Raw genomic sequence first — 14474 nt, 5'->3', positions numbered from 1 at the left:
CTTTTTTATTTTTACATTTATCTTAATATTTCTAAAACTTTATTATAATTTGGTTCTTCAGTTATTTCTTCTAGATATTCTACATATATAATTTTATCATCTTCATCAACTACAAACACTGCTCTTGATAAAAGACCTAATTCATTTATGTATACTCCATAATTTTCCCCAAATTCTCTATCTTTATAATCTGATATAGTCTTTACATTTTCTATACCAGCTGCACCACACCATCTAGCTTGTGCAAATGGTAAATCCATTGATATTGTATATACTGTAACATTGTTTAATTTTGAGGCCTCTGTATTAAATCTTCTTACTTCCATATCACAAACTGGTGTATCTATTGATGGAACAGATAAAAATACTCTTTTTCCTTTAGTATCATCTAATTTTAATGGGTTTAATTCATTGTCTATAACTGTAAAGTCAGGAGCTTTATCTCCAACTTTTAATTGTTTTCCTTTTAATGTTAATGGTGCTCCTTGAAATGTTACTTTCATTATAATTACCTCCTAATTATTTATATAAACCTATATTATTTTTAGTATTTGTTAATATATTTATACCTTTATATTAACTATATAAACAACAAAATATAGCTTTTTATAAATATTAAAGTAATACTTATTTATCTATCTTAGGAAAGACTAATATAGATTTAAATAAATCACCATCTATTTCTACACTAAACTTACCACCTTGAAGATTTACTAAATCTTTGCTTATAGCAAGTCCCAGTCCACTACCTTCTGTGTTTCTTGACTCATCTGCTCTTTTAAATCTTTCTGTTATCTCTGTAGCATCAAAGTTAAGTTCATATGAAGATATATTTTTCATAGTAATGATTACACTTTCATCAGACTCTAATAAATCTATATATACTCTTGTACTAGGTAGTGAGTACTTTGATATATTTGATAATAAGTTTTCAAATACTCTATACATTCTTCTACCATCTGCATATATATTAATTTTTTCACTACTCAATTTTAATCTTATATCTAAGTTAGAATTTGTTAATTTTTCTTCCATTTCTCCTATACTTTGTCTAAGTAGCTGTACTATATCTATATTTTCCATATTAAGCTCTAAATTTCCACTACTTGCTTTACTAGCTTCAAACAAATCTTCGATTAATATTTTTAACCTCTTAGACTTTTGGTCTAATACTTTTATATAATCATTTACATGTTCTGGGGTTACGTCTTCTTTTTTTATTAGCTCTATATAATTTATTATAGATGTAAGTGGGGTCTTTAAATCATGACTTACATTAGTTATAAGTTCTGATTTCATTCTCTCACTTCTTAATTGAGTTTCTATTGATTTTTCTAGTCCTTCTCCAATATTATTAATATTTTCTGCTAAATTAGTGAAACTATCATTTCCCAATAAATCTATTTTGTAATCTAATTCTCCATTTTTTATTCTAGAAGTTCCTTCTATTATATTACTTAAATAAGCTAATTTTTTAACTATATATAAGGTAAATAAAATCATAGACATAGGTATTCCAAATAAAAGCATAACCTCATTATAGATAAGTTCATACAATAAGACTGACACTACCCCACCTATAAATGTTATACCTATTGATACTATTATTATTCTTTTTATTAAAGGTATTTCTTTAGATGCTTTTAACCCACTGATAACAGTATTTTTTAATATTTTATATAGTTTATATACAATAGTTTCTTTTAATATATATATTTTTTTATCATATTTTTTGCTTCTTCTATTTATAGTGTAAGCTGCATATATAAGTAGATATGCTCCTATTACTGCACATATTTTTTCTATCATATACCTATAACCTTGATAATAAGAAAGTGAAAATGGTACATATAATAAAAAGTCTATAGCCATTAACCATAGTATAATATCTATTGGTACTTTTTTTGATAACTTAGTTAATATGCCTTCATCATGGTCTTCATTTATTTTTATTTTTTTATATGTAACTGCTGATATAATAAATACAATTATATTTACAATCATTAAAATTAAACATATATACACTTCTTTTATAGTTTGTGTATATTGGTGATACTCATTATATACCTTATCTGAAATTTCTACATTAGATAATAATTTAGGAAAAGACATATGTACTTCTAAATTTTCTTCTGGTGTAGCATCTAATAACTTACCCTCTATATAATGGGTTGGATTTTCTGATACTTTTTTATTTATTGTTTTTATGTAACTTCTATTTGAATTATTTTTGTCTATTTTTATATTTGTATATTCATCTATATTTTTATCAAATTCATCAAATGTTTTATATTCTGTATTAGTATAATACTCATTAGTTTTAGTATTTTTAACCATAAATTTAATATTTTGTATTTGATTTAGCTGGTTTCTACCATAATTAACCTTATTTAAAAGATCATTTTTAGCTTCTTCTTTAGTAGGCTTTCTTTCCTTAGTTTCTATTATTTCATTTCCATATTCATTTAAACCCTTACTGACATCTTCATAATATGTATTTTCATTTATATAATTACTTATATTTGAATCTACATCTGATACACTTTCCCCCATCCAATACAAAATAGGTCTAAGTACATTAAATTCAAATACATTACTTTTATAAAAATCTGTTTCTAGTATTTGCTTATCCTTATGCATATAACTTGTCCATAGTCCCATATTTTGACTATAGATTGAAAATGTAGTTGGTATTACTGTAAGTAGTATTGATAATGAAATCATAGATAACATTAAAAATACATTCTTTAATCTATTTTTTTTCAAATTTATCCCTCATCTCAATTTATTTAAATTATTATCTATAATATAGATAGTTTTCTCATTATTTTGTATATAACAAAATTTATCAGTGATAAATTAGCTAATATCATAAATAAATTTTGGCTAAAAAATTTAAAACATGTTATTATTCCTATTATTTGTGTAACCATAAATATAGTTAGTATAAGTATTAAATTAAACACTAAACTTTTATTTTTTATAATTTTACCTCTACAATTTTTCAACTTTATATCCAACTCCCCACACCACCTTTAAATATTTTGGCTCTCTAGGATTTATTTCTATTTTTTCCCTTATTCTCCTTATATGAACTGCTACGGTATTTTCCGCATTAAAACTTTGTTCCTTCCATACTTTCTCGTATATTTCATCAATTGAAAATACTATTCCCTTATTAGATAATAAAAGCCTTAATATATTAAATTCAATTGGTGTTAGTTTAACATTCTCTCCTTCTACTAAAACTTCCTTTGTCAATAGATTCATAGAAAGTTCTCCGCTTTTTATTACTTCTTTATCTTCATTTTTATAAGTTCCTAAATTAACATACCTTCTAAGACTTGACTTTACTCTAGCTACAAGCTCTAGTAAATTAAATGGTTTTGTTATGTAATCATCTGCACCAATATTAAGTCCAAGTATCTTATCTGTATCTTCACTTTTTGCTGATATTAATATTATAGGTATATTTTTTTCTTCTCTTATTTTTATAGTAGCTTTTATGCCATCTAATTTTGGCATCATTATATCCATTAAAATAAGATGTATTTTTTCATTTGCTATAATATCTAATGCATCTAATCCATTATAAGCTTTGTATATTTTATATCCTTCATTTTTTAGGTATATATCTATTGACTCAACTATTTCTTTATCATCATCCACTACTAATATATTGTACATATAAATTTTCACCTTCTTTATTATTTTCTTTAATATTATACAATAATTTCACATCCTTTAAATATTAATAATATAAATTCATTTCCTATCCTACAAATATATAATAGAGTATAAATCTTAAAAATTTCTTAACCTAATTCTTAAGATTTTATTACAAAATATGTAAACATAGAGATATTCGGCAAATGCTATTTTACTTTGAAGATATAAACATGTAATCTTTGGTTAATATCTACGGTGTCGCTTCTATGGCAGATTTTGATACTTGTTCTAAGGTAGAATCATTTATATTATTTAGTGCTATAAAGTGAGATGGTTACTCTTATAAGCTATACGATATCTTATAGATCGTAAGGATACCTGCTTGATATTTATTTTCTAATTTCTTTGGTGTAAATGTTATATTGATGGGAATTCCTGTTGGTTAGATAATTGAATTTTTTATAAAGCTTGAAACTAGAAGAAAAGACAGTTATTTATAATCAGTATAAATCCATATTAAATTTTGAAATAGTAAATACTTATAATGAAGAATAAATTGAATTTTTGCTCAAATAATATTATTATAAGTTTATGTCTTTCATCTTAGGAGTGTATATATGTCAACAATATTAAAAAAGTACAGACATAAAATAATCGAATATATAAAGTTCAATATAATAGGTATAAGCAATTTTGTAATATCTCAAGGTATATATCTTACTTTGTTTATTTACTTTAAACTTCACTACCTATTAGCCTATACTATAACTAGTGTTATTAGTATAACAGCATCTTATATATTAAATAGTAAATATACTTTTAAAGAAAAGAAATATTCTTATAAAAAATTTTTCTATTCAATCTTAATATATATATTTGAGTATATATTAAATATGGGAGTTATAGTAATACTTGTAAATGTATTTAAACTTGGAGAAATATTATCACCAATAATTGCTCCAGCTTTTACTACTCCCCCAATATTTCTTCTTATGAGGAAAGTAATAAAAAAATAGTTAGCAATATTGCTAACTATTTTTTATCCTTCTATATTTTCATATAAATTAAATTATATTTTAGATAAAGCAGATACTATAATCTCTTCCTTAAAAGGCTTTACTATAAACCCTTTTGCTCCATATATTATAGCTTCTTTCATTCTTGCCTCTTGTCCTAATGCAGATACCATTACAACTGAGGCAGATGGATCAATTTTCTTTATTTCTCTTAGTGCTTCTAATCCATCCATTTCAGGCATAGTTATATCCATAGTAACAACTTCTGGCTGTAATTCTTTATATTTTTCAATTGCCATTACTCCATTTTCAGCTTCTCCAACTATCTCAAATCCATTATTTTCAAGCATATTACGTATAGACATACGCATAAATGCTGCATCATCAACTATTAATACTCTTTTCATATTTTTTCCTCCAATTACTTGTTATAAATTTTTTCTATATACAGATGGTCTCACTCTTTCAAAGTCAGTTTGTAGATTAGATAAATTTTCTGACATACCTATTATCAGGTATCCTCCTGGTTTTAATGAATCATATAATTTCTTACATAATTTTTGCTTTGTAGGATTATCAAAATAAATCATAACATTTCTACAAAATATGACATCATACTTAGAATGATTCCAGCCTATATTGTCATTTAAGTTAAAGTATTTAAATTCTACTATGTTTCTTACATTATCTGTAATTTTATAATTTCTATCATTTAATTTCCTAAAAAAGCTCTTAATCCATGCTGGTGGTAGTTTAGCTATTTTGTCTTGTGAATAAATCCCCATTTTAGCTTGATTTAAGACATTATTTGATATATCAGATGCAGTTACAGAAACTTTTAACCTAGGATTTTTAGACATCATTTGTTGAGCTAACATGGCTATACAATAAGGTTCTTCTCCAGTAGATGAAGCTGCTGACCAAATTTTAACTCCTCCTATTGGAGGTTTTTTTAAAGCATGTGTTAAAACTTCATCCCTTAAAAATTCATAATGTTGTTCCTCACGCATAAAATATGTAAAGTTTGTAGTTAACTTTTCTACTAAAACTGCTGCTTGTTCTCCACTTTTATCTTGCATTAAATTGTCTATGTAACTCTTAAAATCTCTAAAGCCTAATCTTTTTACCATAAGACCTAATCTAGTTTCTATCAGGGTCCTTTTTTTGTCAAGATTTATCCCATAATTATTATACATAAAGTTCTTTAGTCTTATGAAATCTTTATCTGTTAAGTGCATAATCTATATCCTCTACAATTTTTACTAATGAATCACAATCTAGTATTAATTGAACTTCATTATTTATTTCGCTAACTCCCTTTATAAAATTAGGCTTATCATCACTATCATTTGAATCCATTTTCATACTTTGACCATCAGGAATATGAATAACCTCATTTACTGCATCTACAATTAAACCTATTTTTTCATCATTATTTTCAATTATTATTATGCAAGTTCTCTCATCATATTCTTTTGGACTAATTCCAAATCTCATTCTTGCATCCATAACAGGTATTATATTACTTCTTAAGTTTATAATTCCTTTTATATATTCAGGTATAAATGGAACTTTAGTTATAGGTAGCATTTCAATAATTTCTGTAATATATTTTGATGATAAAGCATATTTTTGATTATCTATAATAAATACCATACATAAATCATCAATTTTATTATCTATTATTTCATCATTTGTGCTCATATATAAGGCATCCTCCTTTTTAAATGACTTTTTCACCTTTTCCTACACTTTTGATTTTTAGTTTACTTGTTAATACATCAAAAGTAATAGTTCTACCACATGTTCCTAAAACATCTTCAGATACAATAGGTATATGTAATTTTTTTAATGTTTCTTTACATGCCTTTACATTTTTTTCTCCAATAGTAAATATACTACTATCTGCATTTTTAAAAGTAAACATGTGAGCTCCACCCGCTATTTTAGCTTTTATAAACATTGGATTTGCTCCTGATTTTTTCATTTCTTCATACAGTAAACTTATTCCAGTATCTGCATATTTAGCTTTATTTACAACTTGTCTCTCATTCTTTGAATCTGATAATAAAATATGAACTAAACCTGCTATCTTTTTTGTTTCGTCATATAATACTATTCCACAACATGATCCTAATCCAATAGTCGTAATTTGGTCTGGAGCCTTAACAATATTAAAATCGGCTATACCAACCGTTATATTTTTCATTTTTTATCTCCTAAACATTAAATCCTAGTGATGCTAATAATTTATCACATGATTCAGCCTTTGGAAGGAAATAATATTTTCCTTCTATTTCATGATCTTCCGTGAAAAAGTCTGTTTCTATACAAAGTATAGAATCAAATACAGGCCCATATAATGACATTGGTAAATTCATAATAGCCATGACCATATCTACACTAAAATATGGAATAGAAGGAGTTACATTTAAATTTGTCATATCCGAAATTGCTGTTAAATACGTTCCACAAAGTATATTACAAACTTCACCAATAGAAGATAATGTTTCACAAACTTTATTATAATCATTTCTATCGCAATCTATTTTACTTCCTGAAAGTCTAGATAATAAATTGAATGCAGAATCTACCTTCATTATCACCATAATAAAACCTTCCATATCTCCTGATAGTTGAAGTACCGTTCCAACAACTAACTCCTCTGGTGATTCATAGCTATCTGTTATATCAGAAAAACCTACCATATCACTTTTAGGAATACCTATATCTACTAACTCATTTAACATAACTGCCAATGAATTAGATGCATTTCCTGATCCTATATTACTTATCTCTCGAAATACATTTAATTTATCACATTCAAATTTCATATATATTATCCTCCAACTATCCTTTTACTTTCGATGTTAATTGTCTTCTTTTTAACTGATTTAATATAATATTTGGCATCATATCTAAAGATGCTTCTTTTAGCACTGCTCCAATTTTCTTAGCAACCATAGGCATACCATATACAACACAAGAGTTTTTATCTTGTCCTATAGTATATCCGCCTTCATTCTTTATACTTAAAAGTCCTCTTGCTCCATCTGACCCCATACCCGTTAAAATAACTCCTATTGAATTATCCTTTGCTTGCTTTGCAACGGACATAAATAAATAATCTACTGACGGACAATGACCACTAATCTTTTGGCCTTTTTTTATATCTAAGATATATTTTCCATTTCTTTTTATAATTCCCATCTGTAATGCTCCTGGGGCAATATAAGCATGTCCACTTAATAGTTCTTCTCCATCTTCACCTTCTTTTACTTTTAATACGCACCCTCTATCTAATCTTTCTGCATATTTTTTTGTAAATATTGGTGGCATATGTTGTGTTATTACAATTGGTGGCAATCCTAGTGGTAGTTGTTTTAATAACTTTTCTACTGCCTCAACACCTCCCATAGAAGCTCCTATGGCAATTATATCTTTATCATTTTTTCTTACTATATTATTTTCTAATAACTTACGTTTATTTTGAATAATACTAGATTGAACTTTTGTTTTCTTGTCTAATTTTGCAATAGATGCTTCCTTTATTTTTGTCGATAAATCATCAAAAAACTGGTTCATCGTATCTGCAGTAGGCTTTCCAACAAATCCTACTGCTCCTGCATCTATAGCTTCGAAGCATCTTCCATCTGCTCCACTTATTACAATAGTTGGTACTGGATGTTGTTCCATTAGTATTTTTAAAAACTCAATACCATTTATACCTGGCATTTCTATATCTAAAGTTAATACATCTGGCTTAAGTTGTATTACTTTGTCTTTTGCTTCAAAAGAATCTTTAGCTGTTCCTACAACTTCTATACCTGAATATTCTCGTAATCTAGTTGACACTACTCTTCTAAATACCATAGAGTCATCTATTACTAAAACTTTTATTTTTTTACTACCTTCCATAGATATCTCTCCTTAGATAACTAAATTACTTGTGTATTATTGCATTTACATCAAGTATTAAACTAATTGAGCCATCTTCTAAAATAGAGCATCCTGACATATAAGATTGAACTTTGTCAAATTGAGTAAGTAAAGTCGGTATTGGCTTTATAACCACTTGTTGTTGACCTAAAATTCCATCTACTATGATACACACATTTCCCATTTCAGACTCTACTAATATCATAATACCTTCATCATTTTTCTCAGAGTTAATACCTAATACATTAGAAACCCTTACTATTTCATAGCAATTTCCTCTTATAATGCTATGTTCTTGCCCATTAGGATTTTTAACTATTTCATAGTCTCCTTGTCTAAATACTTCTTTTATACTTAGAGCTGGTATAATATAAATTTGATCCCCTATATTTACCTTCATTCCATCTACTATCGCTAATGTTAAAGGAATTCTAAGTATAAATGTTGTACCATTTCCTGGCTCGCTATCAATACTTATTGAGCCTCTTAACTTACGTATATTGGTATATACAACATCCATACCTACTCCTCTTCCAGAGTATTCACTTACTGCTTCTTTTGTTGAAAAGCCTGGTGCCATTATAAAGTTATATGCTTCTTTGTCACTTATTTCATCTATACTTTTAGTTGTTATTCCTTTTTCAATAGCTTTTTTTACTATAGTTTCTTTATTTAAACCTCTACCATCATCTTTAATTATTATTACAACATCTCCACCAGTATTTTTAGCTTCTAATGTTACAGTAGCTCTTTCTGGCTTAGTTGTATTTTTACGTTCTTCCAAAGTTTCAATACCATGATCCATACTATTTCTAATCATGTGCATTAAAGGATCTGAAATATTTTCTAATATGTTTCTATCTACTTCTGTTTGCTCTCCTATTAAAACTAAGTCTACTAATTTTCCAGTTTTTCTACTCATATCTCTTACAACTCTTTGCATTTTAGTAAAGGTTGAAGATATTGGAACCATACGCATAGACATTACAACATCTTGTAATTCATTAGTTAATTGGTGAAGCCTTCTAGCTTGTTTTTCAAAGCTATCTCTGTCAAAGTTTTCTACTTGAGATTGCTTTTCTACCATTGACTCTGTAGTAACTATTTCTCCAACAAGGTTCATTAATGTATCTATTTTATTAATATTTACTGTTAGATAGCTATTTTTACTATGTGCATGACCTTGATTTTGTTCTTCTTTTTTATCTTTCTTTTGAACTTGTGCTTGTTTTTCCTCTATTATATTTGTACTTTGTTCTTTTGACTCTTCTACTACCTCTGCACTTTCTTCTTTTGGAGCTTCTATTATTTCTTCATTAATATCACAATTTTTTTCTTCCTTTATTTCTTCTTTTGGAGCAATTATTCCAAATACACTTTCTAACTCTTCATCATTTAGTCTATGTATTTCGTATTTATCTAAAAACATTGTATCTTTTATAGCTTCTTCTATTAATGATTGTTCCTGAACTGTTCTCATATATAATACAAATCCGTCTTTAATTATTACATCATCACAGTCTGAATCTAAATCTTGTGGTATATGCTTTACTTCAGAGCATAGACTTTGTAATATTGTTAGTACACCTAAAGCCCTTATGCTTTCCATTGCACATCCTTTTTCAAAGAATACTTTTGCACATAAATAATTTTCATTACTATTTTTAGCTGTAATTTTTTCTTCTTTATTTTCCGCTAACTCTTGTATATTTTCATTTGATTTATTATCTATATCATCTTCTTTATTTGTTGCACTTTTTAAAAAATTAATTGCCTTATCATGTAGTTCTTCAATACTTGCTTCTGGAAGAAGACCATCTTGAATATTTAACATTTCTTCTTTCAAGAAATCTATACTCGCTAAAACAAGATCAACAACTTCATCCCACTGATTACTTGAAAGTTCTAACCCATTACGTATTGCATCAAATATGTCTTCTACACTATGAGTTAATTTTGTTAAACTATCATACCCCATCATTGCAGACGAACCTTTAATAGTATGCATCGCTCGGAAAATTTCTTCTATATGCTCTTTATCTAACTTCCCATTTTCTGATTGACCTGCAAGTAAAATCTCTTCCAATTGTTCTAATAACTGCATATTTTCATGCACATAAAATTCATTTAAAGAATCTACTCCACTCATATTTCTCTCCTTTATTAAATAAGATAACTCCTTTAAAACTAACTTTTAAAAATGGAAGCTAAAAGCTTCCATTTTTTAAATCATAATTTATGATATATTATTTTTTACTAAAACTCATTCATTTCAAAATAGCTAGCTTCGTCAGTATTAAAGTTTATTGATCTATTTGAACTATTTACATCTTTTAATCTAAAGTTTTCAATAAGTGATTTTAACATTTGTGCTTGACCACTTAATTCTTCACTTGCTGCAGCACTTTCTTCTGAAGTTGCTGAATTTGTTTGCACCACTTCAGAAATTTGTTCAACACCTAATGTAACTTGAGCTATAGCAACAGCTTCTTCTTCTGATGTTTTAGCTATATCATTTACTATAACAGTAGTTCTGTTTGTTGTATCTATTATCTTTTGAAGAGATTGTGCTGTATTATCAACTATTTCAGTTCCTTTATTTACAGCTTCCATAGAATTTTCAATTAATGTAGCTGTGTTCTTTGCAGCTTCTGCTGATTTAGCAGCTAGATTTCTTACTTCATCTGCAACTACAGCAAATCCTTTACCTGCAGAACCTGCTCTAGCAGCCTCAACAGCAGCATTAAGTGCTAGTATATTTGTTTGGAATGCTATATCGTCTATAGTTTTTATAATTCTGCTTATTTCGTTAGACGTAAATGATATTTCTTCCATAGCATTTACCATTTGTTTCATTTGTTCATTACCTTCTTGAACTTGTTTTGCAGAACTGTTAGTTAATGAGTTAGCATTTCTTGCATTGTCAGCTGTTTCTTTTATCTTATCTGATATTTCTATTATTGTTGCTGATAATTCTTGTATAGCACTTGCTTGTTCTGTAGCACCTTGAGCTAACATTTGTGATCCACTTGAAACTTGATTTGATGCTGCTTCAACTTCTTCTGCAGCTGCATTTATTTGTGCTATTGTTTCACTTAAATCATTACTTATTCTTGTAACAGACTTTTCTATATCTTTAAATACGCCTATATATTCAACATTAGTTTCAACATTAAAGTTACCTTTAGCAAGTTCTCCTAGTACACAAACAGTGTCATCTACTATTGATTTTACTTCTTTACTCATATGACGCATACTTTCAGATAATAAACCTAATTCATCTTTTGATTCGTATTCTATATTTATATCAAAATCTCCATTTGCCATTTTATTTGAAGCTTCTTCTATTTCTTCAATTGGCTTTGTTAAAGATTTTGTTATATAAATTGATATAGCAAGACCGACAACTATAGTTAATACACTTACGGCTACAGATGCAATTATTGCATTTTTTACTGTTTCATGGATGTTTTTATTAAATTCAATACCTCTTTGGTTAGATCCTTCGTTTAACTTTACAGCAAGATCTACAGCTTTGTTATAATCATTATAAAATGGAGTATTTTCATCACTCATTTCCATAGCTTTTTTGTAATCACCAGTTCTTGCCACATCATAAATATTTTGACACTCTAATTTATAATTATTTACAGCAGTTCTAACCTCTTCAAGATCACTTTTATCTCCTGTAAATGTTTTAGATATTTTATCTATTCTATTGTTTATACTGTCAAAATTTTCTTTTGCCTTTTGGAAGTAAACATCAGGCTTTTGTCTAAGTACGATATTAACTGTATTTCTTCCGGCAGAAACTAAATCCCTACGTATACCCATAGTTTCATTAGTTCCTACATACGGTCCATTAAATAGCTGAGAATTTAACTCTTCCGCTTCTTTTAATTTCGATATTGTATATATACTTGAAAATGTAGCAAGTAGTAATACAATTATAAATGATATTGCAAGTTTTCTACCTATTTTTAAATCTTTAAACTTTCTCATAATCGTCTCCCTATAATTCATATTAGATAATATAGATTTTAAAATTATACATAAGTATATAAACTATTTTAATTCCTTATAAAATTTTGAGCTTTGATTATATTAATATATGATTCTATGTTATTAGTTTATATTTCATTAATATTAATTCTTGAAGTTCGTGCACGCTAAATCCTAAATATACCTTTAATAAACATACCAAATATATTAAATACATTTAACATATATTTTATACGGATACTTAATTTAATACTTTAGATTTTATATATTATGTTTTTAATAATTACATAATATGAATAAATTTTATATTCTATTTATACGGATAAAAAACAAATACTTTATATATTAAATATTTTTTTATATTTAATATATAAAAATAAAGCATATGAAGCTATTTAATATATTTATAATAGACTCATATGCTTTATTTTTATATTTTTTTTATACTGTAGTCTTTAGATCTCTTACTTTTATATTCATTTAAAAGTAAAGTAAGGGTTTGAATTATTTCATATTCACTAGGTAATATTATTGCACGTCTTGAATCTAATACAAACTTAGTTTCCTTGGTTACAAGAGTATTACTAGATACTTTCTTATTTACACTCCCCTTCATATCCATAAGAAGTTTAGTAACTTCACCCTTTGTAATGTTTTTTAGTATAAGTTTTACTTCTTTTTCAGTCAATAAATTTTCATAGCTAACTTTTTCTAATTCTTCATCGAATAATTCCATTATGGATGATGTACTATTTTTTACATATTTTTTCGTGATAAAGTTTATACTTTTTATCATAATAAAAGCAACTATAGACATTGTAATAGCATTTAATAATAGATATACTATTTCATTTGAAATATTTTCTCCAAAATTAGTAGCAATCTGTACAATCATAAACCCTAGTAATCCACCTAAAAAACCTAGTGGTAAATCTAAACTTTTAAAAATCTTATGTTTTGGATTTAAATCATTTTCTTCAATTTCATTATCTATACTATAGTTTTTAGATTTATATAGTTCTACATCCATTAGATTTTCTATTGAAAATATACTCTTTGCAAATTTTAAGTACTCAACTTCATCTGAGTCTTCATCTAGAGTTATCCCATATATAAAGTCTTCACCATAAACTTTTATAGACCTAATTACTGCTTTTTCTAAAGCTTCAATCTTACTTTCTCCATTCCAAATAGATAGTGCATACTCTATACTTCCTGATATGCCAAGTATGTGTTCACATTCTACACTTCCATCTATCTCAAAAAAATCTAAACCTTTAATTTTTCCATCTATAGCTAATTCTTTAGCTTGATTATAACTTATAGTACCTCTTTTTAATATTGCTTTAGGATTCATATCCTTTTGAGCTATACCTTCTTTAATCCTATCTTGAAAATCACTTATAGCTTCCTCATATTTATCAAAAGGTATCTCTATATTAACTGGTGATCCATCTTCATTTACATATCTTAGCATCCCATAATTTAAACAAGCATCTACACACCTTTCCCCCGTACTGCTGTATTTACTTTTTAATATTTTTGCCATGTGCTGCTAACCATCCTTTACTATATAGGTTCTTAGCTTAAAGTTTTTACTAATTCTTCTTCTCCTAATATACTTGTTATTCTTATACCGAAATTTCTATCTACTACTACAACTTGTCCATAACCTATTTTTCTTCCATTTACATATATTTCTACTTCTTGATCTTCGAATGTATCTAATTCTATTAAAGATCCTTTAGATAACTCAAATATATCTTTTAAAGACATCTTAGTTCTTCCAAGTATAGCACTAACTTTTAATTCTATATCTAATACTCTATCAAATTTTTCACTCATATC

General features: G+C 27.0%; 14 protein-coding genes. 1 reads left to right on the top strand and 13 read right to left on the bottom strand.

Features of this window, described 5'->3' with window-relative positions; all coding sequences use genetic code 11:
- Nucleotides 1–17: 17 nt before the first annotated feature.
- From tpx to I4U66_RS01445, 3 genes are all read right to left on the bottom strand, one after another.
- Nucleotides 18–503 carry a thiol peroxidase gene (gene tpx, locus I4U66_RS01455; protein ID WP_195928333.1) on the bottom strand — a complete coding sequence of 162 codons (486 nt, stop codon included), beginning with the start codon at nt 501–503 and terminating at the stop codon, nt 18–20.
- Between the two features lie 124 nt (nt 504–627).
- The gene (locus tag I4U66_RS01450; protein ID WP_243278768.1) at nt 628–2766 is read right to left on the bottom strand and encodes a sensor histidine kinase; all 2139 of its coding nucleotides are present in this window, start codon (nt 2764–2766) and stop codon (nt 628–630) included.
- A gap of 228 nt (nt 2767–2994) precedes the next feature.
- Nucleotides 2995–3687, bottom strand: coding sequence for a response regulator transcription factor (locus I4U66_RS01445; protein WP_195236892.1), 693 nt, complete (start codon nt 3685–3687; stop codon nt 2995–2997).
- A 599-nt stretch (nt 3688–4286) separates the two neighbouring features.
- On the opposite strand from I4U66_RS01445, the gene I4U66_RS01440 reads away from it, so the two are divergent.
- Nucleotides 4287–4685: a GtrA family protein gene (locus tag I4U66_RS01440; protein WP_092926839.1), complete on the top strand. Its 399-nt coding sequence runs from the start codon at nt 4287–4289 to the stop codon at nt 4683–4685.
- Between the two features lie 53 nt (nt 4686–4738).
- Here I4U66_RS01440 and I4U66_RS01435 read toward each other — a convergent pair whose 3' ends face one another.
- From I4U66_RS01435 to fliN, 10 genes are all read right to left on the bottom strand, one after another.
- Entirely contained in the window at nt 4739–5092 is a 354-nt protein-coding gene (locus I4U66_RS01435; RefSeq protein WP_092926840.1) for a response regulator, read from the bottom strand.
- A 21-nt stretch (nt 5093–5113) separates the two neighbouring features.
- Nucleotides 5114–5923, bottom strand: coding sequence for a CheR family methyltransferase (locus I4U66_RS01430; RefSeq protein WP_195928332.1), 810 nt, complete (start codon nt 5921–5923; stop codon nt 5114–5116).
- The gene (locus I4U66_RS01425; RefSeq protein ID WP_092926842.1) at nt 5907–6389 is read right to left on the bottom strand and encodes a chemotaxis protein CheW; all 483 of its coding nucleotides are present in this window, start codon (nt 6387–6389) and stop codon (nt 5907–5909) included. Before I4U66_RS01425 ends, I4U66_RS01430 begins: the two co-directional genes overlap by 17 nt.
- Before the next feature lie 19 nt (nt 6390–6408).
- Nucleotides 6409–6894: a chemotaxis protein CheD gene (locus I4U66_RS01420; RefSeq protein ID WP_166505011.1), complete on the bottom strand. Its 486-nt coding sequence runs from the start codon at nt 6892–6894 to the stop codon at nt 6409–6411.
- 10 nt (nt 6895–6904) lie between these two features.
- Nucleotides 6905–7519, bottom strand: a complete 615-nt coding sequence (locus I4U66_RS01415; RefSeq protein ID WP_092926844.1) for a chemotaxis protein CheC — start codon at nt 7517–7519, stop codon at nt 6905–6907.
- A 16-nt stretch (nt 7520–7535) separates the two neighbouring features.
- Nucleotides 7536–8603 (bottom strand): protein-glutamate methylesterase/protein-glutamine glutaminase, encoded by a 1068-nt coding sequence (locus I4U66_RS01410; RefSeq protein ID WP_166505010.1) that lies wholly within the window; start codon nt 8601–8603, stop codon nt 7536–7538.
- Nucleotides 8604–8628: 25 nt separating this feature from the next.
- The gene (locus tag I4U66_RS01405) at nt 8629–10773 is read right to left on the bottom strand and encodes a chemotaxis protein CheA (protein WP_166505009.1); all 2145 of its coding nucleotides are present in this window, start codon (nt 10771–10773) and stop codon (nt 8629–8631) included.
- Between the two features lie 107 nt (nt 10774–10880).
- On the bottom strand, nt 10881–12626 hold the full coding sequence (locus I4U66_RS01400; protein ID WP_240276099.1) for a methyl-accepting chemotaxis protein: 1746 nt from the start codon (nt 12624–12626) through the stop codon (nt 10881–10883).
- 430 nt (nt 12627–13056) lie between these two features.
- On the bottom strand, nt 13057–14175 hold the full coding sequence (locus I4U66_RS01395; protein WP_166505008.1) for a hypothetical protein: 1119 nt from the start codon (nt 14173–14175) through the stop codon (nt 13057–13059).
- A 32-nt stretch (nt 14176–14207) separates the two neighbouring features.
- Nucleotides 14208–14471, bottom strand: coding sequence for a flagellar motor switch protein FliN (gene fliN / locus I4U66_RS01390; protein ID WP_092926849.1), 264 nt, complete (start codon nt 14469–14471; stop codon nt 14208–14210).
- Between the last annotated feature and the right edge of the window lie 3 nt (nt 14472–14474).

This window comes from Romboutsia sp. D33t1_170424_H2, from assembly GCF_015669105.1.
In the GTDB taxonomy this organism is placed as follows: Bacteria; Bacillota; Clostridia; order Peptostreptococcales; family Peptostreptococcaceae; genus Romboutsia_C; species Romboutsia_C hominis.
This window is presented reverse-complemented; position numbering and strand designations above follow the sequence as displayed.